35 protein-coding genes and 2 pseudogenes are annotated in these 24,507 nt (G+C 41.2%); 23 read left to right on the top strand and 14 right to left on the bottom strand.

Annotated elements, in window-relative coordinates; translation table 11 throughout:
- Positions 1-16: 16 nt before the first annotated feature.
- Positions 17-367, bottom strand: a complete 351-nt coding sequence (locus tag SYN7502_RS17665; RefSeq protein ID WP_015146351.1) for a nuclear transport factor 2 family protein — start codon at positions 365-367, stop codon at positions 17-19.
- Positions 368-547: 180 nt separating this feature from the next.
- Here SYN7502_RS17665 and SYN7502_RS21525 point away from each other — a divergent pair.
- Both SYN7502_RS21525 and SYN7502_RS17670 read left to right on the top strand, forming a co-directional pair.
- Positions 548-715 (top strand): annotated as a pseudogene (locus SYN7502_RS21525) (TetR/AcrR family transcriptional regulator); the annotation flags it as partial.
- 15 nt (positions 716-730) lie between these two features.
- Positions 731-1,234: a TetR family transcriptional regulator C-terminal domain-containing protein gene (locus SYN7502_RS17670; RefSeq protein WP_246829026.1), complete on the top strand. Its 504-nt coding sequence runs from the start codon at positions 731-733 to the stop codon at positions 1,232-1,234.
- Between the two features lie 73 nt (positions 1,235-1,307).
- On the opposite strand, the gene SYN7502_RS17675 is transcribed toward SYN7502_RS17670, so the two are convergent.
- The 5 genes from SYN7502_RS17675 to SYN7502_RS17695 all read right to left on the bottom strand — a co-directional run bounded on the left by SYN7502_RS17675 (position 1,308) and on the right by SYN7502_RS17695 (position 4,260).
- On the bottom strand, positions 1,308-1,652 hold the full coding sequence (locus SYN7502_RS17675) for a DUF1330 domain-containing protein (protein WP_041430364.1): 345 nt from the start codon (positions 1,650-1,652) through the stop codon (positions 1,308-1,310).
- Positions 1,653-1,717: 65 nt separating this feature from the next.
- Complete coding sequence (locus SYN7502_RS17680) at positions 1,718-2,542, bottom strand: alpha/beta fold hydrolase (RefSeq protein WP_246829027.1); 825 nt, start codon at positions 2,540-2,542, stop codon at positions 1,718-1,720.
- 33 nt (positions 2,543-2,575) lie between these two features.
- The gene (locus tag SYN7502_RS17685) at positions 2,576-3,121 is read right to left on the bottom strand and encodes a transposase (protein ID WP_041430376.1); all 546 of its coding nucleotides are present in this window, start codon (positions 3,119-3,121) and stop codon (positions 2,576-2,578) included.
- The gene (locus SYN7502_RS17690) at positions 3,114-3,425 is read right to left on the bottom strand and encodes a transposase (RefSeq protein WP_015168729.1); all 312 of its coding nucleotides are present in this window, start codon (positions 3,423-3,425) and stop codon (positions 3,114-3,116) included. Before SYN7502_RS17690 ends, SYN7502_RS17685 begins: the two co-directional genes overlap by 8 nt.
- 220 nt (positions 3,426-3,645) lie before the next feature.
- Positions 3,646-4,260 (bottom strand): class I SAM-dependent methyltransferase, encoded by a 615-nt coding sequence (locus SYN7502_RS17695; protein WP_015146354.1) that lies wholly within the window; start codon positions 4,258-4,260, stop codon positions 3,646-3,648.
- 431 nt (positions 4,261-4,691) lie between these two features.
- Between SYN7502_RS17695 and SYN7502_RS17700 the strand changes: the two genes are divergently transcribed.
- Positions 4,692-5,357, top strand: coding sequence for a Coq4 family protein (locus SYN7502_RS17700; protein ID WP_015146355.1), 666 nt, complete (start codon positions 4,692-4,694; stop codon positions 5,355-5,357).
- Positions 5,358-5,426: 69 nt separating this feature from the next.
- Positions 5,427-5,567, top strand: a complete 141-nt coding sequence (locus SYN7502_RS20355; protein ID WP_168130413.1) for a hypothetical protein — start codon at positions 5,427-5,429, stop codon at positions 5,565-5,567.
- A gap of 18 nt (positions 5,568-5,585) precedes the next feature.
- Here the strand turns inward: SYN7502_RS20355 and SYN7502_RS21225 are convergent, their stop codons facing one another.
- Both SYN7502_RS21225 and SYN7502_RS21230 read right to left on the bottom strand, forming a co-directional pair.
- A complete protein-coding gene (locus SYN7502_RS21225) occupies positions 5,586-6,074 on the bottom strand; it encodes a cytochrome P450 (RefSeq protein WP_371257844.1) in 489 nt (162 codons plus the stop codon).
- Positions 6,068-6,934, bottom strand: coding sequence for a cytochrome P450 (locus SYN7502_RS21230; RefSeq protein WP_256377887.1), 867 nt, complete (start codon positions 6,932-6,934; stop codon positions 6,068-6,070). The genes SYN7502_RS21225 and SYN7502_RS21230 overlap by 7 nt, the downstream gene beginning before the upstream one ends.
- Before the next feature lie 307 nt (positions 6,935-7,241).
- Between SYN7502_RS21230 and SYN7502_RS21125 the strand changes: the two genes are divergently transcribed.
- The 4 genes from SYN7502_RS21125 to SYN7502_RS17720 are packed head-to-tail and all read left to right on the top strand — an operon-like array spanning position 7,242 to position 9,362.
- Positions 7,242-7,472 carry an exodeoxyribonuclease VII large subunit gene (locus SYN7502_RS21125; protein ID WP_246829028.1) on the top strand — a complete coding sequence of 77 codons (231 nt, stop codon included), beginning with the start codon at positions 7,242-7,244 and terminating at the stop codon, positions 7,470-7,472.
- An 11-nt stretch (positions 7,473-7,483) separates the two neighbouring features.
- Positions 7,484-8,371, top strand: a complete 888-nt coding sequence (gene xseA, locus SYN7502_RS17710) for an exodeoxyribonuclease VII large subunit (protein WP_246829029.1) — start codon at positions 7,484-7,486, stop codon at positions 8,369-8,371.
- Positions 8,372-8,427: 56 nt separating this feature from the next.
- The gene (gene xseB, locus SYN7502_RS17715) at positions 8,428-8,613 is read left to right on the top strand and encodes an exodeoxyribonuclease VII small subunit (RefSeq protein ID WP_015146356.1); all 186 of its coding nucleotides are present in this window, start codon (positions 8,428-8,430) and stop codon (positions 8,611-8,613) included.
- Between the two features lie 5 nt (positions 8,614-8,618).
- Positions 8,619-9,362 carry an EI24 domain-containing protein gene (locus tag SYN7502_RS17720; RefSeq protein WP_015146357.1) on the top strand — a complete coding sequence of 248 codons (744 nt, stop codon included), beginning with the start codon at positions 8,619-8,621 and terminating at the stop codon, positions 9,360-9,362.
- Positions 9,363-9,437: 75 nt separating this feature from the next.
- On the opposite strand, the gene SYN7502_RS17725 is transcribed toward SYN7502_RS17720, so the two are convergent.
- The 3 genes from SYN7502_RS17725 to SYN7502_RS20360 all read right to left on the bottom strand — a co-directional run bounded on the left by SYN7502_RS17725 (position 9,438) and on the right by SYN7502_RS20360 (position 11,077).
- Positions 9,438-10,139, bottom strand: coding sequence for an AbiTii domain-containing protein (locus tag SYN7502_RS17725; protein ID WP_015146358.1), 702 nt, complete (start codon positions 10,137-10,139; stop codon positions 9,438-9,440).
- 1 nt (position 10,140) lies between these two features.
- Entirely contained in the window at positions 10,141-10,779 is a 639-nt protein-coding gene (locus SYN7502_RS18560; RefSeq protein WP_015146359.1) for a hypothetical protein, read from the bottom strand.
- Positions 10,780-10,909: 130 nt separating this feature from the next.
- Positions 10,910-11,077: a hypothetical protein gene (locus SYN7502_RS20360; RefSeq protein ID WP_015146360.1), complete on the bottom strand. Its 168-nt coding sequence runs from the start codon at positions 11,075-11,077 to the stop codon at positions 10,910-10,912.
- A gap of 133 nt (positions 11,078-11,210) precedes the next feature.
- Here SYN7502_RS20360 and SYN7502_RS17740 point away from each other — a divergent pair, with 133 nt between their 5' ends.
- The 7 genes and pseudogenes from SYN7502_RS17740 (at position 11,211) to SYN7502_RS18565 (ending at position 17,617) form a co-directional block, all read left to right on the top strand.
- The gene (locus tag SYN7502_RS17740; protein ID WP_015146361.1) at positions 11,211-12,317 is read left to right on the top strand and encodes a helix-turn-helix domain-containing protein; all 1,107 of its coding nucleotides are present in this window, start codon (positions 11,211-11,213) and stop codon (positions 12,315-12,317) included.
- Between the two features lie 23 nt (positions 12,318-12,340).
- A complete protein-coding gene (locus SYN7502_RS17745; RefSeq protein ID WP_041430367.1) occupies positions 12,341-12,652 on the top strand; it encodes a transposase in 312 nt (103 codons plus the stop codon).
- Positions 12,645-13,174 (top strand): annotated as a pseudogene (locus tag SYN7502_RS17750) (transposase). The gene SYN7502_RS17745 and the pseudogene SYN7502_RS17750 overlap by 8 nt, the downstream one beginning before the upstream one ends.
- A 261-nt stretch (positions 13,175-13,435) precedes the next feature.
- Complete coding sequence (locus SYN7502_RS17755; RefSeq protein ID WP_015146362.1) at positions 13,436-16,147, top strand: type I restriction-modification system subunit M; 2,712 nt, start codon at positions 13,436-13,438, stop codon at positions 16,145-16,147.
- A gap of 19 nt (positions 16,148-16,166) precedes the next feature.
- Positions 16,167-16,472: a hypothetical protein gene (locus SYN7502_RS17760; RefSeq protein ID WP_015146363.1), complete on the top strand. Its 306-nt coding sequence runs from the start codon at positions 16,167-16,169 to the stop codon at positions 16,470-16,472.
- A 35-nt stretch (positions 16,473-16,507) separates the two neighbouring features.
- On the top strand, positions 16,508-16,738 hold the full coding sequence (gene tumA / locus SYN7502_RS17765) for an antitoxin TumA (protein WP_015146364.1): 231 nt from the start codon (positions 16,508-16,510) through the stop codon (positions 16,736-16,738).
- Between the two features lie 66 nt (positions 16,739-16,804).
- Positions 16,805-17,617 (top strand): restriction endonuclease subunit S, encoded by an 813-nt coding sequence (locus tag SYN7502_RS18565; RefSeq protein WP_015146365.1) that lies wholly within the window; start codon positions 16,805-16,807, stop codon positions 17,615-17,617.
- On the opposite strand, the gene SYN7502_RS17775 is transcribed toward SYN7502_RS18565, so the two are convergent.
- Both SYN7502_RS17775 and SYN7502_RS17780 read right to left on the bottom strand, forming a co-directional pair.
- The gene (locus SYN7502_RS17775) at positions 17,601-18,146 is read right to left on the bottom strand and encodes an IS5/IS1182 family transposase (RefSeq protein ID WP_071880390.1); all 546 of its coding nucleotides are present in this window, start codon (positions 18,144-18,146) and stop codon (positions 17,601-17,603) included. The genes SYN7502_RS18565 and SYN7502_RS17775 overlap by 17 nt on opposite strands.
- Positions 18,139-18,450 (bottom strand): transposase, encoded by a 312-nt coding sequence (locus tag SYN7502_RS17780; RefSeq protein WP_015168729.1) that lies wholly within the window; start codon positions 18,448-18,450, stop codon positions 18,139-18,141. Before SYN7502_RS17780 ends, SYN7502_RS17775 begins: the two co-directional genes overlap by 8 nt.
- A gap of 50 nt (positions 18,451-18,500) precedes the next feature.
- Between SYN7502_RS17780 and SYN7502_RS17785 the strand changes: the two genes are divergently transcribed.
- The 5 genes from SYN7502_RS17785 to SYN7502_RS17805 all read left to right on the top strand — a co-directional run bounded on the left by SYN7502_RS17785 (position 18,501) and on the right by SYN7502_RS17805 (position 20,373).
- Entirely contained in the window at positions 18,501-18,971 is a 471-nt protein-coding gene (locus SYN7502_RS17785) for a restriction endonuclease subunit S domain-containing protein (protein WP_015146366.1), read from the top strand.
- A gap of 73 nt (positions 18,972-19,044) precedes the next feature.
- Complete coding sequence (locus SYN7502_RS17790; protein WP_015146367.1) at positions 19,045-19,374, top strand: nucleotidyltransferase family protein; 330 nt, start codon at positions 19,045-19,047, stop codon at positions 19,372-19,374.
- The gene (locus SYN7502_RS17795) at positions 19,364-19,711 is read left to right on the top strand and encodes a HepT-like ribonuclease domain-containing protein (protein ID WP_015146368.1); all 348 of its coding nucleotides are present in this window, start codon (positions 19,364-19,366) and stop codon (positions 19,709-19,711) included. The genes SYN7502_RS17790 and SYN7502_RS17795 overlap by 11 nt, the downstream gene beginning before the upstream one ends.
- An 8-nt stretch (positions 19,712-19,719) precedes the next feature.
- Complete coding sequence (locus tag SYN7502_RS17800; RefSeq protein ID WP_015146369.1) at positions 19,720-19,959, top strand: hypothetical protein; 240 nt, start codon at positions 19,720-19,722, stop codon at positions 19,957-19,959.
- Positions 19,960-19,962: 3 nt separating this feature from the next.
- Positions 19,963-20,373: a putative toxin-antitoxin system toxin component, PIN family gene (locus SYN7502_RS17805; RefSeq protein ID WP_015146370.1), complete on the top strand. Its 411-nt coding sequence runs from the start codon at positions 19,963-19,965 to the stop codon at positions 20,371-20,373.
- Between the two features lie 12 nt (positions 20,374-20,385).
- Here the strand turns inward: SYN7502_RS17805 and SYN7502_RS17810 are convergent, their stop codons facing one another.
- Positions 20,386-20,565, bottom strand: coding sequence for a hypothetical protein (locus SYN7502_RS17810; protein WP_015146371.1), 180 nt, complete (start codon positions 20,563-20,565; stop codon positions 20,386-20,388).
- Positions 20,566-20,699: 134 nt separating this feature from the next.
- Between SYN7502_RS17810 and SYN7502_RS17815 the strand changes: the two genes are divergently transcribed.
- Genes SYN7502_RS17815 through SYN7502_RS17825 form a run of 3 tightly spaced genes read left to right on the top strand, consistent with a single transcriptional unit; the run spans position 20,700 to position 24,498 of the window.
- Complete coding sequence (locus SYN7502_RS17815) at positions 20,700-20,909, top strand: hypothetical protein (RefSeq protein ID WP_015146372.1); 210 nt, start codon at positions 20,700-20,702, stop codon at positions 20,907-20,909.
- Positions 20,899-21,309 (top strand): PIN domain-containing protein, encoded by a 411-nt coding sequence (locus SYN7502_RS17820; protein ID WP_015146373.1) that lies wholly within the window; start codon positions 20,899-20,901, stop codon positions 21,307-21,309. The genes SYN7502_RS17815 and SYN7502_RS17820 overlap by 11 nt, the downstream gene beginning before the upstream one ends.
- Positions 21,310-21,351: 42 nt before the next feature.
- Positions 21,352-24,498, top strand: coding sequence for a type I restriction endonuclease subunit R (locus tag SYN7502_RS17825; protein ID WP_015146374.1), 3,147 nt, complete (start codon positions 21,352-21,354; stop codon positions 24,496-24,498).
- The last annotated feature ends 9 nt before the right edge of the window (positions 24,499-24,507 follow it).

Raw genomic sequence — 24,507 nt, forward strand, 5'->3', positions numbered from 1 at the left:
GAATACAGTCGCGTTTTCAGCGCTTGGGCACGATCTTGCTGGCGAATGACTGAGCCACAATCTTGCCATCCCTCACTACGAATGTGTCTGTGGCAAACTCATACACGTTATCGGCGGTTTCTGCTGTCCACAGAATATAAGCATGGTCGCCATCGACAAACTGCTGCTTCATGCTGAACGTTGCTCCAGGTTTCCTAAACTCTGCGATCATTCCCTGGAACAAAGCTCTAATCGCGTCGATACCTCTGAGCGGTCCTTCTGGCGTGAACAGGACGGCTCCCGTCGTATAGTCAGATAGGATGCCGTTGAGGTCACCACTATCAAAACACTTCAAGTGATGATCGAGAACATCTTTCGCTGAAACCATTTTTCATCCTCCTTTGTTTCTATCGCTCGCTTCAACGATTAGTCTTCGCTGAGTCGTGTCTTTCTTGGCTTTAGTTTTGCAACAGATAATAAAACGACCGTTCGTATTTATTATCTTGATTATTACAACCGTTCGTGTTATTGTCAAGCTACAGTTAATATTTCGTTATTAAAAATCAGTTTGGAAGAAATCAAACTCCACAAATCGAGAGGACAGACTAGTCGCGAGACCATTCTACTTAACGCTACTAGGCTAGTAACAATTAAGGGGCTAAGTGGCTTGTCTCTTGGAGACCTAGCCGCTGAGGTTGGGATGAGTAAGAGTGGACTCTACGCGCACTTTAAAGACAAAGAAGAACTGGAATTGGCGACGATCGAAACGGCAGCCGTAATTTTTGATCGTGAAGTGCTTCAACCCGCGATGAAAGCACGAGCGGGAACTGAGAGGCTTAGGGCAGTGGTTAATGCATTTCTTTCCCATCTCGAACGTAGGGTTTTTCCAGGTGGGTGTTTTTTTGCCGCAGTCGCTGCAGAACTCGATACACGACCCGGACCAGCACGCGATCGGGTCGTCATGATGCTAGACAATTGGCTCTCATTATTTAGACAGTGCATCCTTGAGGCGCAGGACTTGGGAGAGATAAATCCCAAGGCAGACGTTACTCAGGTAGTTTTTGAAATCGAGGGTATGCTTTTAGCTTCAAATTTCCTGTTTGTCATGAGGAATGACCCAGTTCATTTGGTACAAGGGCGCAAGGGTGTGGAAAATGTACTAGCACAACTCAAAGTTAGTAAGGAATCGAAGAAGCGGCGATCGCCATCTAAATTGAGAGATCGCATGGTCACTCGTCCTGCCACTGACTGTTAAAAAATATCAGTTGTGACCGAGTTTCCCTTCCAACTCACTTGACGCGGCAGCCCAACACACACAGAAATTAATTTCATGCAGCAACCCCTGCGACAATTACTCCTTGAAAGTCTACCGCACCTTCACGTAGTTTTCTGATTTCGGCATACTCTTTTGAATGCCAGTAATCGATAAAGGCTTGACGTGAAGGATATTCAAACATAGCCGACATTGATCCTGTATTACTAACTTCGATCACTTTGGGAATTCCCTGAGCAATCAATCGTCCACCACGCTGTTCGATCAATAGCATAACTGCCTGAAAGCACTCCATGAACCGATCAGCATCAGTAATCTTGAGCAAAACGACAAAATAAACTACCATCTTTGTATCCTCATAATGTTTGAATGTGCGATCGTCTCGCTTAAAACTGGGCATCTTGCCCAGTCGCTAAACTTTGGTACAACCTGGACTGACTCAGCCAGATGTTAAGCATTTATCTGTTAGTCCAGATAAGCTGGAATGAAGCGTCGGATATGACCAGCGATCGCATCACCCTCTTCATCTAGAACAAAATGTCCGGTATCGAGGAGGTGTAACTCCACATTTTTCAAATCCCGCTGGAAGGACTGAGCACCGTCAGGACCAAAGAACGGATCATTCTTCCCCCAAACAATTAAAGTCGGTGGTTGATGAGTGCGGAAATATTCATGCCATTCCGGATAGCGATCTAAGTTTGCCCGATAGTTGTAGAACAGCTCCAGTTGAGCCGCCGCATTCTCTGTCCGATCCAAAAAGGATTGATCGAGATTCCAGTTATCGGGGTTGATATTTTGGCGATCGCGCACCCCCGCCGTGTAAAAGAAAATTGTCGTATCCCGTTTGAGGAAATTGCGCACCGGTGCTTCGGTGGCTTCTGAGCGATCGCTCCATAAATCTCGAAAAGCCTGCCAAGCTGGAGTCAACCCTTCCTCATAAGCATTGCCATTTTGCACAATCAAAGCTTGAATCCACTCAGGATCGCGAGTGGCAATCCGAAAGCCCACAGGTGCGCCATAATCTTGCACATACAAACTAAATTGATTCAATCCCAAGGCTTGCAAGAAATGCTCAGTGATATCGGCAAGGCGATCGAAACTATATTCAAATTCAGCGATTGCAGGGGTATCACTATTACCAAAACCGGGATAATCGGGTGCAATCAAGTGAAACCGATCGGACAATTTAGCCATCAGGTCTCGATACATGTGCGAGGATGCCGGATAGCCATGAAGTAGAACGATGGTCGGATTGGTTCTTAAGCCTGCTTCACGGTAGAAGATGTTCAAGCCGTCAATTGAAATCGTGTTATAGAGCCTGTTTCATATCTCATGAGTAGCAATTCTTTTTAGCATCAAGCGAATAAAGCAAAGATTGAGTTTAGCTGTAGCATTAACGAGAGTTCTCTCAAAGTTCTTAACTAAGATTTTGCATCTTTCAACCCAAGCATTTGACCTTTCAATTACCCACCTTGTCGGCACAACTACAAACCCAGACAGACCTTTTTCTGCCTGCTTTTGCTTTGATACCTTAGGAGAAATTTCAAACCTAATCTTAGTCATAATCTCAGGATAAACCTTCTGTAAATCAGTCGTCAATTTTTCGATATGATAACCACTATCCAGCAATATCGTAGTTAGCGTAATGTCATCTGGCTTCGATTTGAAGTAATCAATGTTAAACGTTAACATCTCAATCAGTCCTTGGTCATCTGATACATTTGCTCTTGTTAAATAGGTAAAGAAAGGAAATCCCAGAGTGTCAACGGCTAAATGTCTTTTGATCCCGTTAGTTGCTTTGTAGGAGCAGAAGCCCTTGGATTCTATACTTGCATTACAGGTATTTTTCACTGCTTGTGAGTCAATGATGATTAAAGTTGTCCATTTTGATTTTTTTTGACTGTTCACGGGCTGTTGCATGCAAAGCTTCCATAATCGCAGTAAATGTACCTGTATCTTTCCACTCCTTGTAGTATCGATACACTGTAGAGAATGGTGGTAAGTCTCGGGGCATATCTCGCCAATTACAACCGTTTTTGAGTTGGTAGAGTATGCCGTCTAAAATTTGTCTTTTTGTCCAAGTTGGCGGTCTAGTTTGCTTTTTCTTTGGGAGCAATGGTTCTATAATTTCCCATTCTTTATCTGTTAGGCTACTTGAGTATGGATTTAGCATTTTCTAAGCATCATAAATCTTGCTCATAATAGATATGAAACAGGCTCTATATAGGGGTAGATACAGGATACACCCGAAAACCTGCAAGATAGTGCGATCGCCCCTAGAACATAATATTGCTGAATCGGTTACTTACTCAATTGATGCAGTGAGCACTTAGGAGCCAATAAATCAACTGAAGCTGGAGCAGATAGTGTGGATCGACAACTTTGTATATTTATTAACTTTTTGTGGCTACCCCTTGGTAGAAATAACCACCAACTTTTAGTAATCCATCTACTTGAAATTCTTTGATTGTGATTTCAGTAAATTCTCTCTCTATCAAATTAAGAATATTGCGATTGAGGTGACATCCGTCGGCAATAACTTTTTGTATGGGAGTCAAGCGATTTTGCCAAACTTGGAGCTTGGGATCTTTACTTAAACCATGTTCGATAAAGAAAAACTTACCCCCTGGCTTCAAAACTCGATAAATTTCCTGTATGGCTTTTTCTACTTTAGTAATACTGCATAGCGTCCATGTACTAACTACACTATCAAAAGTATTGTCTGGCATTGTTATGTTCTCGCCGCTACCTATGCACGATTCAACATTAATTGATGACTGTTCTATCCTTTTCTGCGCTATGGCACTCATACCAGTATTTGGTTCAACTGTGACGATCTTTTTAATTTGTTCTGGATAAAACTCTAAATTTAGTCCCGAACCAAATCCAATCTCTAACACTTCTCCCCTTACATCAGCTAATACTTCTTGGCGATATTTAGCCAATGCCCTGCCAGACATTGACCAATCCATAAGCCTTGGGAGTAAATTTGAAGAATAAAAGTTCATTAGGTTTAACCTCTATTGCTAAATATATCTGCCATCGAAATTAGCACCAATTCCAATAGCGATCGCCAGGAAATAAGTATCAAGTTATTTACATTAAATCAAGACATTAAACAAGAATTTCATAGGTTGCTACTATAACTCTAATGAACATTCAGCATCTTGAAGCTACAAGCTCATTAACTCGCAAGCAAAACTACAGTTCTATTAATACCTTGAGGATATAAAGATGAAAAAAGATACTACAGCATGGATTAGTCAGGTCTGGACTTCATTTATTGTGCCAACTTCGCCTTTAACCTGCGGTATTCTCTATTAACCCGTAGATAATAGGGTGAAAGGATTTATGGGGGAGAGTTTTGCAATTTCTATGAGTTCTTCTTTTACCCTTGCCAAAAGAATTAGAAATAATTAAATCAGCCCAGAATAAAACTATGAAACTACGCGATCGCCAGAAATTAAATATCGACTTCCTCAGTACAATTAAAGGTGCAATTTCTCTATTTAGAGATCCGACTCAAACTGATTCTGTTTATGATATTGAGGATGGCTTGCGTCAGACTAAAGCTACGGAACTAGCCGTAGAATTTGTTAAATCACAGCCAAAGGTTGCGGCAATTATTCAAGAGAGATACGTTCCTCCTCGTTTGGATATGGAACTATTGTTAACTCTACCTACAGATTCTTTGGGCTATGCCTATGCCACTTACATAAAGGATTCGGGCTTCGACCCAAATTTTTATAGAAAAATTGAAATTAAAGATGATGTCAGTTATGTTTTGTTACGCTTGCGACAAACCCACGATATTTGGCACATTATCTGTGGATTTAGCACGGATGTAAAAGGAGAGTTAGGATTAAAAGCCTTCGAGTTGGCTCAAACTAGACGTACTATGGCTATAGTCTTACTAGCAGGTGGACTCTTGAGTACATTATTCAAGTCACCGGCTGACTTAGAGGAAATATTAACAAGTATTGCTTGGGGCTATCGGCTAGGAACAAAAGCCCAACCGCTGTTATCCGTGAAATGGGAAGAGCAATGGGAAAAACCTTTGATCCAATTACGACAAGAATTAGGCATAGAAATTGCTGAAACCTAATTAGGCGATCGTCAAAATCAGTCACAGGCTTCCTATAAACATTGGTCACATAACGACAACGATGAATTCTTGCGCGTAAATGTTCAAATACCACCCGTTGCCGATTGTACGGTTATGTCGTTTCTTTGTCCCGTTCTAGGGGTAACTTTTTCTAAGCAATACCTAATTCACACTAGAAATGTTTACAGTAGCGATCGCAAAATTTGCTAAATAAGAATGTCGATCGCTTTACACGTATTTACTTTTTACCCGCGCGCTTACACCTCCATTTGGTGCTAATGTTACCCCACGACGAACGGGCATAATTGGGAGTTTTCCAATTAGCTGTAATTGACAGTGAGATAGAATTTCAACTATGACTAATTTGAGTTCTAATTGCGCCAATGCCATGCCCACACAGCGCCGACTACCGCCACCAAAAGGCAAGTATTCATAGGGTGAAAACTGACGCTCTAAAAACCGTTCGGGCTTGAATAGATGTGGGTCGGGATAGGTATCTTCGCGGTGATGAGTGAGATAAATACAACCCATTACTACGGTATTTGGTTTGATTTCATAACCACGGATTGATATTGATTCATTAGTAATTCTTGGAAACGTTAGCATTCCCACGGGATAAATTCTTAAAGTTTCGGCACATACTGCATTTAGGTATGGAAGTTTACTTAGGGATATGGCATCTGGTTCTGTCCCTAAAGTCGCAATTTCTGTCAGTATTTTTGTTTAACTTCAGGCAGATAATTAATCCAATATATTGCCCAAGCTAGAGCGGTTGCAGTAGTTTCATGCCCTGCAAATAAAAGAGTCATCAATTCATCGTGTAATTCTAGGTCGCTCATCCTATTGCCATCGGAATCTTGGGAGCTAATCAACATACTTAAAATGTCAGATCGCTCTTCGTTACTATTTTGACGGTGATCGCTAATTTCATCATAGATTAGCCGATCTAGCTCAGCGCGATCGCGGACGAAACGCCTCCAGGGACTCCAAGCACCTAAATCTTTTTGCATAAACGGAAGAAATAGAAAAGCAGCATTAATTGGAGATTCAATTAGTGAGAGCATTTTGGATAATTTTTCCCGAATTTGATCGTATCTTTTATCTCGATCTAACCCAAAGACGGTTTGTAAAATGACTGAGAGTGTAATTTTTTCCATCTCTTTTCTGACATTAAGTTTCTCTCCTACTTGCCATCCTGCAATTAAGTTTCTAGTGATTTGTTGGATCGCATTGGTATAATTCCGTACTTTATCACCATGAAATTGGGGCATCAGTAATTGTCGGCGTTGTCGATGCTCACGTCCATCTAAGAGGATAACCCCGCGATCGCCTAGAAAAGGCTTTAAGATTTGATTGATCGATCCAGGGGCTGAAAATTGTTTAGTATCGCTTGTTAATACTTGTTGAATTGCTTGAGGATGGCTGACAAATACAGCGCCGTTAAAGACGCTAGACATATTCACTGTAAAAATATCTCCACACTCGCGATCAAACTTATGCAAATAATCGAGTGGTTCAACAATCCATTTCCATAATTGCAGGACTTTAGGCGAATTAATGGTAGGCGGTATGGTCATAAATATTTAGATAAGTGAATAGAGAACATAATGACGATCCGTAAGAATTATTAGACGAGTTGCTTAATGACTACAAAAAAAATCGATGATACGAGTAATCATAGTTTCTTGGCTTCCATGTGAAAAAAGATAGGAGATTACCAAGGATTCCTAGAGTACATTGATAAACAAATTAGAATAATCCCTAACAACAAGACTTTCTATAGAAGCAATTAACTCATAAGCGAGCCTCTATGAATTTCCTTGATATGGCTTCAGTAGCGATCGCCTATAGAATGGCTTTGAAACACTACCGTTAAATCCAAAAATGTCTAAGAACAACGTCCAAATTAGTGTTTCTGCCCTAACCCAAAAGATTACTAAGCTGCTCAGAGAAGGTATTGGCGAAGTTAGAGTACTGGGTGAAATTTCGGGCTATAAAGCTGCGTCCTCTGGGCATAGATATTTCACACTCAAAGATGATGAAGCTCAAATAGACTGTGTGCTTTGGGGTAGCAAGCAAATCTCGTTTATGCCACGAGGGGCAAGTACCAAATAGACTGCCAAAGTTTGATACCTGCGGGTCAGGGCGAGTTATATCTTGCCTTTGAGCGACTAAAACAGGATTTAGCTGATGGTGGATTTTTTGATCGCAAGCGTCCTATCCCAGCATTACCTTTGCATATAGGCATAGTGACTTCTCGCACGGGAGCAGCCATACAGGATATGTTATCTACTCTTAATAGGCGATCGCCCCACTGTCAGATTTATCTTTGTCCAGCTAGCGTTCAAGGTGAATATGCTTCTGAAGAAATTGCCAATGCCATTACCAGACTAAATCAAGTCCTGCTGGGTTTTGATAATGCGGTATTGATCGTGGGTGGTGGTGGTGGTTCCCTAGAAGATTTATGGGCTTTCAATACTTTACCCGTTGCCGAGGCTATTTATAATTCCGAAATTCCTATAATCTCCGCAGTGGGGCATGAGACAGATTTTACGATCGCTGATTTTGTTGCCGATGTCCGTGTCGCTACGCCAACCGCCGCCGCCGAATTGGTAACTCAGAGCGATCGCAATACTTTACTGGGCTTTATTCAATCGGTTGAGCAAGAGTTAACTGAAAATATTCAAGCAGTCTTAGAGTCTAAGAAGCAAAAGATTGATCGCCTAATTAATAGCTATGGATTTCAGAAATTGAGCGATCGCATTCACAACTACAGCCAAAGAGTAGATGAAGTCGAGAATGCCTTAACCAAGCTGATAAATCGTAACTTAAAAACTGCTAGAACTAAACTAGATGCTCTTGAAGCTCATGGTAAATCGCTGCATCCATTGTCTCCTCTAAAACGTGGTTATGCATTACTAAAAGATGGTGAACATATTATTTCTGCCAATGAATCTTTGAGTAAATTTGACCAGATAGCGATTACCTTGCGGTATGCGTTCCGCCGTGCGTAATACCGAAGTTGCCCATGCTACGATCCAGACCGTAAAGCCCAAACTAACATATCACCATGACCAGCTTTGAACAGCAGATTCAGCGATTAGAAATTATTGTAAAAACCTTAGATCGTGGTGATGAACCGATTGCAGTTTTACTCGAACTATATGAACAGGGTATAGGTTTAGCGGGTAAATGCCGAGAATATCTTGAGACTGCCGACCAAAGGGTAACACTGATCCATCAAGAATATGAGTAACTTAAATGGGAATTAGTTATCATTTTCAAGCATTTAACTTTTTGAAAAATAATCCGTCTCTATGGGGCTATATTACTATTCCAATTTTGATTAATGTATTTGTCGGTATAGCTCTGTACTTTGGTTTACTAATTCCTGGGTTGCAGTGGATAGATACAGTGATCTTAAATTTGCCCACATGGTTAACTGTTCTATCTGGTATCCTGCATTTTGTCTTTGGCTTAGGTATATTGATATTAGTTGGACTATTGATCGTGCAAATTGGCGTAATTTTAGGCTCACCTTGGTACGGTCAGCTAGCCGAACAAATTGAAAAACTGAAAATTAATAATTTACCCACAGAAGAGACTTTTAGTTTTGGCAGGACGATCTCTGATGTTTTTAGAGCTTTATTGTTTGAGGTAAAAAAATTAGCTTTGATAGCGATATGTAGCTTTTTAACATTTGTACTTAGTATAGCGATCGCTCCCGTGGCTCCTGTAATAGCAGGAATAGTTGGCATAATTCTATCGACAATTTTAATGTGTTTAGATTTCCTCGACCCTGCTTTGGAGAGAAGAAGACTTAGCTTTAGAAACAAACTAGGCTGGATAATTCGCTCTGCCCCAGCTAGTATCGGGTTTGGTTTAGGTTGTGTTGTTTTAACCAGCATCCCAATTTTGAACTTTCTGACGGTGCCTCTCTGTATGGTGGCTGGGACTTTATTCTTTTGTGATCGCATTTGGCAAAGAATTGAAACTACTTCGTAAATATCAATGGCTTAGAGGTTTCAGATTAACAAAAAAGAATCTGAAGCTATAAAGCACTCTAAGCATAACCAGGCTTTACTTTCTGATAGTAGCGATCTCCTGTAAAATTTCAGAATTATTTGAAATAATAGTTTGATTTACATTGGCAGTATTTTCCCTCCCTGTCTGAACTGCTCCGACAGTGGCGTAGAAATTTTGAATAATATTATTGATTTCATACTTATGCTGAGCAGCAGATTCCTTTTCCTGTTGTGAAAAGGTCATTCCTTCCCCTAAAATTCCCTTCTCTTCCAATTCCAATGACCATCTTAGGATAGTGTTCCTAATAGTTTCCAGTATTCTACCGATACTCACATTCATAATACAAAGCATTATTTTTAAGTCGATAGAATAGAAATCATAGATTTTTCTTTCTAATTCGGGAGCATCCCTTACTTGCAAATTTTTGGACTGATTAAAAAGTATCTCTAAATCGCTGATAGCCGAGTATAAATATTTAGATCTACCTTGCAAAGACTCAAAAATTTCATCTTGATCGTCTCCCACAATTGGTCGCCATCCATGCGAAGGTAAATGATATTCAATCAAACCCTTTAGATGGCGATATTCAGGGAGTACTAACATATTTTGATATCCATTAAGTTCAGAGTTTATCCACTCCTTAAAGTCCTCAAGTTTTAACTTAGTGGCAACTAAGAGAGCTTTCCGAAGAAGGCTAAGAGTGGATATCGATGGATCAAGTGCTTCCTTTTGTAAATCTAAAACAAGATAACTCAATTTATTTACTCTCCTGCCAGTCTTCAATCACTGCCATGAAAATATTTACCAACGGGTTATCTAGTAACTCTTTGATTCCTTCAATACCACCCACCCTAATAGCAGAGATAATTCTAGCTTTCCAAGAAGAACTGTTTTCGATCTGCTCAACGGCTTTAGTAACAACTGCTAATTTTTCGGTTTGAGTATTTGTTGGATAAGTTTTAGCTAACTGATCAAGAAGTTCCTGAATTTCTTTAGCTGCGTCAATGAGACTTTGCTGTGAGTAATTATTCTGAGTAACATGAGCTATATTGCGATCGCCATTTTGAACTGCTCCTACATTGCCATGAAAATTATTTGTAACTCCACTGGCTGAATTATTAAGTGATTGTTTCATTGACATAGCGTACTCCTGTAACTTAGATTTTGTTGCTTGATTGCTGACAAAGCCACTATTAAGTGTAGGGTGAGAAATTAGATGATAAGTAATAAGTAACCTAGTCAATATAGCTGTTGCCTCTTCTAAAGATAGTCCAGTATATTTAGCCACATCTTCGTCACTAATTCCATTCCAATCCTCTGGTTTAGAGTGGTCGTAAACAGCTTTTAATACAATGTATTCCTTCTGGTCATTTTCTAAAATATTATCTATATCCATAATTGTTACCTTTGATTTACTAAACCCGAGACCGCACCCAAGAAATTAAAAGCCTCTTATCCCGACACATCTAAAAAGTGTGAGCTAGTAAAAAAGGGTATTTACGTAGAATACCCATAATGTAAGTTAGCTAGTCCTCTTTGCATACACCCTTAAACGGATCACCATCCTGCTTTACATCCATGAACCGACCTGTTTCTGTGTCACGCTTCACATATTGATCAGTTTTGGGATTATAGGTTTGACTGCGATTATCCACAGCACCTCTACGGTATCCCTTACCAGTATTCTTTGCCATCTCTTCATCACCTCCCAGTGATAAAACTTTTCATCGCAAGCCACAGACCAAGTAAATTTGATTTTCTTAGTCTTATGGTTTACAATACATATCATTTTATAAAAATAATTATTCTTTTTGTAAACCTAAAACTATGATTGGCTCCCGTATAAAGCTAGCTCGGAAGAAAGCTGGCTATTCTTTACGAGGATTAGCTGATGCTTTGAATGGCAAAGTTAGTGCTCAAGCTATTGGCAAGTATGAACGTGATGAAATGACTCCAAGTTCAGATGTTTTGATTGCACTTAGTAAAACCTTAGAAGTATCAATACATTATTTGCTTAATTCTCAACAAGTTGAACTTACTAATGTTGATTTTCGGACTAAAGCTAATACAACTGGAAAAGATCGCGCTCGTGTAGAGACTGAGGTTATTGAATGGGTTGAGCGATACCTAGAAATTGAACATATTTTAGAAATGAAAAGTGCTGAATGGAAGAAACCATTCGACAAAGTTGCTATTAATTCTGTAGCAGAGGCTGAAGCAGTAGCAATCAAATTGAGAGATGTGTGGAATCTTGGGACTGATCCAATCCCGAATATGACCGAATTATTGGAAGAGAAGGGATTAAAAGTTTTAGTTAGTGAGTTACCTAGTAATGTATCGGGATTTACTTGCCTTGTCCAAGGTGCCAGAATTAGTAATTTACCTATAATTGTCATAAATAGTCAGGTTTCCTTAGAACGGCGAAGACTAACACTTGCTCACGAGTTAGGACACAGACTTATCGATCCTGAACATCTATCAGAAAAAGAAGAAGAACAAGCTTGTAACCGTTTTGCAGCCGCTTTTTTAGTTCCCAAATCTCACCTTGAAAATGAAGTTGGACATTTACGACACTCTTTTGGCTATAGAGAGTTAATTTATCTGAAACAAATCTATCGAGTTAGTGGAGCGGCATTACTTGTGCGTCTAAGAAACATCGGCATAATAACTGATGCTATTCTCACTTACTCATTTCAGACTATTGCTCGGACTTGGCGGTCTAGTGAACCTGAGCCACTAGAAAATGAAGATGAGCGTGGGCAGAAAGAAAAACCTTGTCGATTTGAGAGGTTATGTTATCGAGCTTTAGCAGAAGACTTGATTTCAACCTCTAAAGCTGCGGAATTACTGCGCTATTCAATAGATAAAGTGGAAGCTGAATTAAAAGGAGAACCTCATATCCTTCATATAGAGCCTGTTTCATATCTATTATGAGCAAGATGTATGATGCTTAGAAAATGCTAAATCCATACTCAAGTAGCCTAACAGATAAAGAATGGGAAATTATAGAACCATTGCTCCCAAAGAAAAAGCAAACTAGACCGCCAACTTGGACAAAAAGACAAATTTTAGACGGCATACTCTACCAACTCAAAAACGGTTGTAATTGGCGAGATATGCCCCGAGACTTACCACCATTCTCTACAGTGTATCGATACTACAAGGAGTGGAAAGATACAGGTACATTTACTGCGATTATGGAAGCTTTGGATTCAACAGCCCGTGAACAGTCAAAAAAAATCAAAATGGACAACTTTAATCATCATTGACTCACAAGCAGTGAAAAATACTTGTAATGCAAGTATAGAATCCAAGGGCTTCTGCTCCTACAAAGCAACTAACGGGATCAAAAGACATTTAGCCGTTGACACTCTGGGATTTCCTTTCTTTACCTATTTAACAAGAGCAAATGTATCAGATGACCAAGGACTGATTGAGATGTTAACGATTAACATTGATTACTTCAAATCGAAGCCAGATGACATTACGCTAACTACGATATTGCTGGATAGTGGTTATCATATCGAAAAATTGACGACTGATTTACAGAAGGTTTATCCTGAGATTATGACTAAGATTAGGTTTGAAATTTCTCCTAAGGTATCAAAGCAACAGAAGGCAGAAAAAGGTCTGTCTGGGTTTGTAGTTGTGCCGACAAGGTGGATACTTGGGTTGAAAGATGCAAAATCTTAGTTAAGAACTTTGAGAGAACTCTCGTTAATGCTACAGCTAAACTCAATCTTTGCTTTATTCGTTTGATGCTAAAAAGAATTGCTACTCATGAGATATGAAACAGGCTCTATAAAAGATGCAGGTCATAATTAGCGATACATCTTGTCTTATTGATCTGCGAAAAGCTTTATTGAACGCTTTAGAGCTATAAACTGACGATCAAACTTCTGGCAGTTGTAGTTTTATAGAATTGCGATCGCCAAAAGCCATAAAATGCCCAAAGCAAGAGTAATCCTAAGGCTCTAACTGTGGGGCTTATTTTTAATGCGATCGCAATCAGGTGGTATAACTGAGTGATTTAGGTAATAAGGAATATAAACTTGCAGCAAGAGAAAATTACCCTTAGTCAATTAGAAAATTTTCTGCTGAAGTCAGCCGATATTTTGCGGGGCAAAATGGATGCTTCGGAGTTCAAGGAGTTTATCTTTGGGCTGTTGTTTATTAAGCGGTTATCGGATGAGTTCGATCGCAAGCGGGAGGAGATTATGAAAACTACCTATGCTCATCTAGCTAATGAGCCTGAACTTTTAGCGGAATTACTGGAAGATAAAACTTCCTATGGCGAGACGTTTTTTATTCCGTCCCGTGCTCGTTGGCATGAGGCTTGGGTAGATGAAGAGGGTAATCAGATGCCGCCTCTGAAGCACCTCAAGCAAGATATTGGCAATATGCTGAATAAGGCGATCGCCGCAATTGAAGACGCTAATGATGCCTTAGTGGGAGTGCTGAAAAATAATATTGATTTCAATGTGACGAAGGGCAAAACCAAGATTCCCGATCAGAAGTGGAAGGATTTGCTCGATCACTTTAATCAGCCTAAGTTTGTGCTGGTTAACGATAACTTTGAGTTTCCCGATTTGTTGGGGGCTGCCTATGAGTATCTGATTAAGTTTTTTGCGGATAGTGCGGGTAAAAAAGGGGGAGAGTTTTATACGCCGTCGGAGGTGGTGCGGCTGTTGGTGCAGTTGGTGAAGCCAGAGGCAGGAAGTACGATTTACGATCCGACGGTTGGGTCGGGTGGGTTTCTGATTCAGTCCTATCAGTATGTAGAAGAGCAGGGACAAGACCCGAATAATTTGGCGATGTATGGGCAGGAGTCCAATGGTACGGTGTGGTCGATCTGCAATATGAATATGATTTTGCATAACATCAGCCGTTTCACGATTGAGAATGGCGACACGTTGGAAGATCCGCTAATTCTGGATAATGGACAGATTCGGAAGTTTGATCGCGTATTGGCTAATCCTCCTTTTTCGCAGAACTACAGCCGCGCTAGTTTGAAGTTTGCTAATCGCTTTTGGGAGTTTTGTCCTGAGTCGGGCAAGAAAGCGGATTTGATGTTTGTGCAGCACATGATTGCCAGCCTGAAACCTAATGGTCACATGGCGACGGTTATGCCTCACGGGGTGTTATTTCGTGGGGGTAAGGAGAAGCTGATTCGGGAGGAGTTAATTAAAAATGATGTAATCGAGGCGATTATTAGTTTGCCGTCGGGTTTGTTTTATGGAACGGGGATTCCTGCCTGTGTGCTGGTGGTGAATAAGAGTAAGCCTGATGAGTTTAGGGACAAGATTTTATTTGTGAATGCCGATCGCGAATATGCCGAAGGTAAGGCTCAGAATAAGTTACGTCCTGAAGATATTGAAAAAATTGATTTTGTCTTTACCCACAAGAAGGAATATCCAAAATATAGCCGTTTGGTGAGTAAGCAGGAGATTGTGGGGCAGCATGATTACAATCTGAATATTCGCCGCTATGTGGACAATACGCCCGAACCTGAACCCGAAGATGTGACGGCGCACTTGTTGGGTGGGATTCCTGAGCGTGAGGTTGTAGCGCGATCGCTAGAGTTCGCCAAATTTAGGGTGCAGTCTGAGACGTTGTTGCAGCCTTTGCGCGTTCACGTCAGTGCCGCTTTTAGCGATCGCTATTTGGCTTTTAGTTCAGAGATTACAACCAAGGCGGCGATTAAGACGACTTTGGAAGCGGATGCAAATCTGCAAAGCACGATCGCCGATCATTATGCTGCTCTAGAAAGTTGGTGGCAAGTGGCACGGGATGATTTTGCGATGTTGTCTAACGATCTGGGTGAAAGCAAGAAGATGCCAGAGGTGCGGCGGGAGTTGCTGACTGGTTTAAAGGATAAGCTGATCGGTTTGGGTGTGTTGGACGAGTTTCAGGCGGCGGGGGTGTTTGTCAATTGGTGGCAACAGATTCGCTATGACTTGAAGACGATTATTAATACGGGTTGGCATCATACGCTAATCCCAGATGAGTATTTGATTGGGTCGTTTTTTGATGCTGAGGTGAGGGAGATTGAGGTTCTTGAGGGTCGCATCAGTGGGTTACAGGGTGAGTTGAGTGAGGCGATCGAGACGGCGCAGGAGGTGGCGAGTTATGAACCAGAGGAGGAGGAGTCGGTAACGGCGGCGACTATTAAGAAAGCGCTAAAGGATGCTATGGACGATCTGAAAGGTTCGGGTGGGGCTTCGGCGGCGCGGGAGTTGGCGAAATATCGAGAGGCACATGATGCGATCGCACAGCTCGAAAAACAGATTAAGGATTTAAGGGATGAGGTAAAAGATAAACAAGCCGAGCTAGATTTAAAGTTACGGTTAAAGCGTCTGGGGGCTGAGGAGTTTCAAGGGGAAACGCGGGAATTGTTGGCGCAGTTAGAGAGTCAAATGGCGGCGTTAAAAACTGATGATAAAAACTATAAACGCAGTCTTACGGCTTGGACTAAGGACAAGTCTGTGTTAGAGGCGAGGTTGTTGCGGGTTGACGATTTGTTAGAGAAAATCGGCGGTCAGTTGACGACGGAGGAGGCGAAGGTTTTGATTTTGCAGAAACTCTATGATTGGGTGCGGGAGCAGTTAACTCGCTATTTGAATGGGGCTAAGCGATCGCTGATTGCGGTAGTGGAAAATCTTTGGGATAAGTATGCGGTTTCGAGTCAGGAGTTAGAGGCAGAGCGTGAGAAGACTTTGGCGGAGTTAAATGAGTTTTTAGTTAAGCTAGGGTATCTAAATTAATTTTAGGAGGATTAAAACTATGCTGTCGATTAAAAAACAAATTGTGACAGATGAGGCATCTAAGCCCGTGGCGGTGGTGATTAATTACCATGATTGGCAAAGGATTGAGGCATTGTTGGCTGAACGCGAACAAAATTTATTATCTAAGTTGGCGACAACTAGTGCGGTGGTGTGGTCGCCACAAGTCGATCAGCAAGCAATTTCTTCATTCACGAAATCGCTTATAGATCAGAATTTGGATTCATTCCCAATTATGCAATTAGCGGAAACGGGTTTTGCTGAATGGAATGATCCAGAGGAAGATATTTATAACGATGTTGCCTAAAACTAATGAAATTTGGCTAGTTAGATTCTAAATAAATGAGAAAACAACGAATTATTTATACTTCACCTTTGGATGCGCTGGTTGCTGTGGCTAAGCGTTTGAGTTTATATGAGACTCAGCAAAACATGAGTTCTGAGGACTTTTTTGATCGCTATAGTAAGGGGCAACTTTCTGATGAGGCGATTTTTATTGAATGGGCAAATGATTATCGTCACTATTTTGGGCTGCGTCAGGAATTAGAAAAACGGTTACAGAATGTTGCATAAAGTATTATCTGGGCAGACTTTGGCGGAATTAAATGAGTTTTTGAGTAAGTTGGGGTATTTGGTGTGATGGCTTTATCTAGTCAGGAAAAGGTCAAGTTAGGTCAGTTTGTTGATTTAATTAATGGATTTGCGTTTGCGTCTGACAAGTTTACAGATGGTGAAGGAATTCCACTTATTAGAATCAGAGATCTCGAAAAACAAGAAACTGAAATAAATTATCTTGGAAGCTTTTCTGAATATTACTTGATTCGTAATAATGATCTTTTGATTGGAATGGATGGTGACTTTACTACTGTTAGGTGGAAAGGTGAACTTGCTCTTTTAAATCAACGAGTTTGTAAATTAGTAACTAAGAATAAAAATAATCTCAATCAAGACTTTCTTTATTATCGAATCATTACTGAAATCAACCGTATTCATAAGATAACTTCTGCAACAACAGTTAAGCATCTATCATCCAGAGATATTCTAGACATTCAAATTGAATTACCAGAGATTAAAGAACAGGAAAAAATTGCTGAAGTTTTGTCTACGATTGATCGGGCGATCGCCAAAACCGAAGCCATCATCGCCAAGCAGCAACGCATCAAAACGGGACTAATGCAGGACTTGCTCACCAAAGGCATCGATGAAAATGGCAATATCCGCAGTGAAGCCACTCATGAGTTTAAAGATTCTGCGATCGGGCGTATTCCTGTTGAGTGGGATGTTGAGCTATGTGGATCGATATGTAAAGAAATTATAGTTGGTATAGTAATTCGCCCTGCTCAATACTATAAGCCGTCAGGAGTTCCTGTTCTTCGATCAGCAAATGTTAAAGAAAATGCAATAGATTTTTCTGATCTAGTTTATAGAGCCTGTTTCATATCTCATGAGTAGCAATTCTTTTTAGCATCAAACGAATAAAGCAAAGATTGAGTTTAGCTGTAGCATTAACGAGAGTTCTCTCAAAGTTCTTAACTAAGATTTTGCATCTTTCAACCCAAGCATTTGACCTTTCAATTACCCACCTTGTCGGCACAACTACAAACCCAGACAGACCTTTTTCTGCCTGCTTTTGCTTTGATACCTTAGGAGAAATTTCAAGCCTAATCTTAGTCATAATCTCAGGATAAACCTTCTGTAAATCAGTCGTCAATTTTTCGATATGATAACCACTATCCAGCAATATCGTAGTTAGGGTAATGTCATCTGGCTTCGATTTGAAGTAATCAATGTTAAACGTTAACATCTCAATCAGTCCTTGGTCATCTGATACATTTGCTCTTGTTAAATAGGTAAAGAAAGGAAATCCCAGAGTGTCAACGGCTAAATGTCTTTTGATCCCGTTAGTTGCTTTGTAGGAGCAGAAGCCCTTGGATTCTATACTTGCATTACAGGTATTTTTCACTGCTTGTGAGTCAATGATGATTAAAGTTGTCCATTTTGATTTTTTTTGACTGTTCACGGGCTGTTGCATGCAAAGCTTCCATAATCGCAGTAAATGTACCTGTATCTTTCCACTCCTTGTAGTATCGATACACTGTAGAGAATGGTGGTAAGTCTCGGGGCATATCTCGCCAATTACAACCGTTTTTGAGTTGGTAGAGTATGCCGTCTAAAATTTGTCTTTTTGTCCAAGTTGGCGGTCTAGTTTGCTTTTTCTTTGGGAGCAATGGTTCTATAATTTCCCATTCTTTATCTGTTAGGCTACTTGAGTATGGATTTAGCATTTTCTAAGCATCATACATCTTGCTCATAATAGATATGAAACAGGCTCTATATGTCTCAAAAAGACAATGATTCTCTTAGCAAAAGCCGTTTATTCGCAGGAGATTTAGTTACTGTTAGAACAGGCTACCCAGGGACGACAGCGGTTATTCCACCTGAATTAGATGGCTGTAACTGTGTTGATATAGTGATTTCAAGACCAGACACTCGACAAATTAGATCAAGTTTTTTAGCTTTATGGATTAATTCAGACTTCGGAAAAAAACAAGTTTTAGAGGGGCAAGGAGGATTAGCTCAACAACACTTTAATGTTGGAGAAGTTCGTAAACTATTAGTAAAAGTTCCTACGGTAAAAGAGCAATTACGAATTGAGAATTTTTTGTTTATGCAAAGCAATAGCCTACTGAAATATCAACAGCATTTAAGAAAGCTACAAAGGTTAAAAACTGGACTTATGCAAGACCTCCTAACTGGCAAAGTCCGCGTTACCAATCTCCTCAACCAAAAAGCACCAGCAAATTAACTAAACTAGATACAGCCCATTAAATCCTTGTGATAACCTTATAATTAATGACTTGGCGCAAGAGAGTTAATCAATGCTAGTCCTAGAACCTTTAACCCGTAACATTACCCTACCCACCCAAGAAATACAAGAATTTTGTCAACGGTGGCACATCACCGAACTTGCTCTTTTTGGTTCTGTCCTGCGTGATGACTTTCGCCCCGATAGCGACATCGATGTATTAGTAAGCTTTGACCCAAACTTTCAGCGTGGACTTAGTGAAACAATCCAAATGAAAGAAGAACTACAAACAATCTTTCAGCGCAAAATCGACTTCATCGTTAAATCAGCCATAGAACGCAGCGAAAACTGGCTCCGCCGCCAAAATATTCTCACAACTGCTCAGGTGATCTATGTCCCGTGATCTCGAATCCCTCATTGATATTGAACGAGCAGCTACCCGCATTCTTAGATTTAGCCAAGGCATTCAATACAGCCAACTCATTGATAACAATGAAAAACTATCCGCAATTCTGTATCAAGTTACAATCATTGGCGAAGCAACTAAACGCATATCTCCTGAATTTCGCCAAAGCCATCCAGAAATTCCTTGGCGCAACTTAGCGGGAATGCGAGACATCATCATTCATCAATACGATCAAGTAGATTTTGATATTGTTTGGGATGTCATTCAGCACAAATTACCGCAACTGCTGATCAGTCTTCAGCCCCTAATCACAAATTTCAATACCCCAAGCTAAACAAACCTATGCCCCCCCTGCAACTTAGTACAGAGCAAGCCATCTCTCTCGTACAACAACTAACTCCATCCCAACAAGAAGACATCCTCAAATATTTGCTCCTGCAACCTTGGACATCATGGCTCAACCTAACTCAAGATGCACCCGACAAAGCTCGACAAGCCGCCGCCGAACGCGGTCAAAACTGGGACACCATGACCGAAGCAGAAAGAGAGCAATTCATTGACGACCTCCTGCATGAAGCTTAAGCAATGAAGCCAAACGTTGTATTTGACACCAATATTCTGATATCAGCCGTTTTATCTCCCAGTGGTAAACCATTTCAATGCACAGCCCTAGCCAAAAGAGCCATCATTACCTCCACCACCTGCGATGAAATCCTGCAAGAGTTTGAAGAAAAACTAATTAAAAAACTTCGATTTGAACCCCAACGGGCTAAAAGTTTGATTGATGAAATTCTAGATTATTCCACCCTAGTAAAGCTTACAGAAATTCCTAGAGTTGTTATTGACGATCCAGACGATGATTGCATTGTTCAATGTGCATTAACTGGCAAAGCAAACTACATTATTTCAGGAGACAAACATCTTTTGAATTTAATCCAATACAAAGATATTGTGATTGTTAAAGCTGCCAGTTTCATATCATTAATTCTTGAGTAAAACTAACTTAGATCAACTATGCAAACGATATTTTATGCCCAATTGCATAGCCTTGTCATAGTCTGAACTATTCGCAAACTTCCCTAAATTTTTTTCCCACCAAGGCTTTGTAGTAGATATTTCTACCTTTTTCTTAATGAGTAGAATTTCAGATTCTAAGATCGCTACTCTTTCTTCTAGTGATACCGACATGGGTTTCTGGTATTTTTTGAGTTTGTAAGTCAAATTGTAACAGCAGACGATTAAAGCTATAGAGTTATCCAAAAAGCAGCAGCAAATTAACTAAACTAAACTAGACATAGCCCATTAACTCCACCGTGAACCCTATGCAACCTATTGAATTTGAAACCACCGTCCACAATGGAATCGTTACTATACCCCCCGAATATTCCAGCCAATGGGAAGGTAAAGTCATGCGGTTCATCGCTTTGAACGATGCCGAGAACATAGCACCAGAAACTAAACCCTTATTAAAAGCCATTTCTCTTCAAACCAAGGGGTTCAAATTTAACCGAGACGATGCTAATGCCCGATAAAATTTTCCTCGATACCAATATCATCATTTACAGCTATTCCCAAGACGAACCTGACAAGCAGCAACAGGCGATCAAATGTCTTCAATCAGGTCAGCCTTGGATTAGTACCCAAGTAATTAATGAAACAGTCAACACACTGAGACGTAAATTTTCACTAGACTTTACTCAGATTAGTGCAGTTATCAACGAGCTAACACAACAACTGCAAGTCGCAACAGTTTCTGTAAAAACCATTCAGAGTGCGATCGCCATTTCTGACAAATATCAATTTAGTTACTTTGACAGCCTGATCATTGCCAGTTCCTTAGAAGTTGGTTGTAATCTTCTTTACACTGAGGATCTCAATGACGGGCAAAAAATCGACTATAGGTTAACTATCTGTAACCCTTTTTTAAAATAATTATGAAAAAAAAATAGCAGGTATAAGCCAAGGTAACTAAAAATGCAACCAGATAAAACGCCCCCAGCCATCAAACTCGATGAACGTAACCACGTCGAAAAGCCCTTACTCGATCAACTAAAAGGCTTAGGCTGGGAAGTGCGCGACCTCGATCGCACCCAAAAACCACAGGATAGCGAACGGCAAAGCCGCGCCAAAGGCGAACGCGCCAGTTTTACCGAAGTTGTCCTATTGCCAATCTTGCGCCAACAACTGCAAATCATTAACCCTTGGCTCGAACCAGACCAAATCGAAGAAGTCATCAAACAACTAACTGCCAACTTTCCGAGCAATAACCTCCTCGAAAATAACCGCCATCTCTTCACCCTGCTCCAAGAAAATACCAGCATCTCCGAAAACCGCAAAACAGGCGAAAAAAGCCCCACCGTTAAATTTGTAGACTTTGCCAATACTGCCAATAACTCCTTTATCGCCATTTGCCAATTTAAGATCCGTATTCTCGGCACAGAAAACCACATCATTCCCGATATCGTCCTTTTTCTCAACGGCTTACCCGTCGTCGTCATCGAGTGCAAATCGCCCAAGGTACAGGACGCAATACCCGAAGCGATCGAACAATTAATGCGTTACAGCGAACAACGCGGCGCAAAAGGTGAAGGCAGCGCACCCCTATTTTTTTATAACCAATTCATTATTGCCACTTGTCGCACCGAAGCCAAATTTGGCACAATCACCACTCACAATCAAAAATACTTTTATCGCTGGGCTGACCCCTTTCCCCGCACTCTCGAAGACCTCGATCATGGAGCTAGTAGCCCCAACGATCAACAGCGTCTCATCGCAGGAATGTTAGACCAAAATAACCTTCTCGAAATCATCCGTAACTTCACCCTCTTCTCCGTCAATGACAAAGGCGAAACCATCAAAATCGTCGGACGTTACCAACAATTTCGCGCCGTCAAAAAAGCAATCAACCGACTCCTAGAAGGCAAAACCCCGCGAGAACGTAGTGGCATCATCTGGCATACCCAAGGCTCAGGCAAATCCCTCACGATGATGTTTATGGTGCGAGCCATGTACCGCCATCCCAACCTGTGCCAATGGAAAGTTATCTTTGTCACCGATCGCACCCAACTAGAACAGCAACTAGCCGAAACAGGTCAAAATGTCGGCTTCACCGTCAAACCTGCTGATAGCATCGCCGCACTCAAAGAACTATTGCGAAGCGACTCCTCCGACCTAGTAATGGCAATGATCCATAAATTTCAAGAGCGTGACCTTGCCGAAACCTTTCCTGAACTCAACACCAGCACCAACATTCTGGTAATGACCGATGAGGCGCACCGATCGCAATACAGCCTACTCGGAGCCAATCTCGACAAAGCCATCCCCTACGCCACACGCATTGGCTACACAGGCACACCCATCGACAAAACTGAGCAGGTCTTTGGTGACTACATCGACAAATACACCATGCGCCAAGCGATTAGCGATAAAGTCACCCTCGAAATTGTCTATGAAGGTCGTACTCATAACGCTGAAGTTCCAGACCAGTCAGCAATGGATAGTGCATTTGAGGATGTTTTTAGCGAATATAACCTTACCGAACGTCTCCAGATTTTAGGCTACGGCTCCCGTGATGCTTATCTCGAAGCCGAACCCACTATCGCCGCCAAAGCCAAAGATATCGTTAACCATTACCTACAATTCATTTTTACCAATGGCTATAAAGCCCAAGTAGTTGCCACCTCTCGCGAAGCCGCCGTCCGCTACAAAACCCACATCGATATCGCCCTAACCGAAGCGATCGCCCAACTAGAAATATCTAACCCCCATAACATCAATCTCGAACGACTCAAAAAGCTCAAAACCGATGTAGTTATTTCAAGCAGTAACAACGATTTACCCCACCTAAAGCCCTATACAAACGACCCAAAGACTAAGATTGCCAGCTTTAAACTGCCCTTTGATAGCGAAGATAACGGCATTACAGGTGATATCGGGATACTCATCGTCAACAATATGCTACTGACTGGCTTCGATGCTCCTGTCGAACAGGTGATGTATCTCGATAAAGTCATCCAGGCACATAGTTTGCTTCAGGCGATCGCCCGTGTTAACCGTGTCGGTGGGGCTGATAAGGACAAAGGTTTTGTTGTTGATTATGTCGGTGTGGGGCATCACCTCAAGAAAGCCCTCGATAGCTATGACGAACGCGAACAGAAGGAAGTCGAAGACACCCTTAGTTTTCCTGAAGCAGAAATTCGCCAGTTAGAAACAGACCATCGGACGATCATGGAAATGCTTGCCGAAAATGGACTGACTGACCTAACCGATACTGATGCTTTCTACGATCTCTTCTACGATGAGGATATTCGCTTTAAATATATTCTTGCCTTCAAGCAATTTACTCGTAGCCTGAACCTCGTTTATCCTGCTAGACAAGCTCTTACCTTTATTTCTGACCATCAGGCGTTAGCTGCTATTAACGTAAAGGCGGAGGAGCATTTCCGCGATTCTCGCCTCAGTATGAAAGGCATCCCCGCCAAACTGCGAGCAATTACCGATGCTTACCTAGTTTCCACGGGCATCGATCTCAAAATTAAACCGATCTCAATCCTCGATGATGACTTTGAAAAGGAAGTCAATCAGAGATCTCGCACCAAAACCAAAGCCGCAGCGATCGAACACGCGCTCCGCCACCACATCGATATTGATTTAGATGATGACCCCGATCTACAAGCATCCTTTGCCGCAGCCCTTGCCCAAATTCTCGAACAATTTAAAGACAACTGGCAACAAATCTACATCGAATTAGAAAAACTCCGCCAGCGTGTTAGAGATGCCGAAAATGAACCTACCTATGGCTTGCACAAGAAAAAACAAATGCCCTTTTTTCGGATGTTCAAAAGTGAGCTTTTTGGCAATGTCGAACTAAATGAAGATCTAATCGCCCAAAACGTAGCATTAACGCAACAAGTGTTTATGGTGGTGGAGCGCGAATTACAACTAGCAGGTTTCTGGGAAAGTATTCCCGCCCGTAGTAAGCTCAAGAGTCAAATTCAAGAAATTCTGCTATCAATTGAATTTAATAAATTGCCGAACATCCGCACCAATCGTAATCAGATTATTTCGCGAGTCATGGAGTTAGCCGAAAAAAATAGCGATCGCATCCTATACGCTGACTAAATTAACCAA

The sequence above is a fragment of the Synechococcus sp. PCC 7502 genome, from assembly GCF_000317085.1.
Taxonomy (GTDB): domain Bacteria; phylum Cyanobacteriota; class Cyanobacteriia; order Pseudanabaenales; family Pseudanabaenaceae; genus PCC-7502.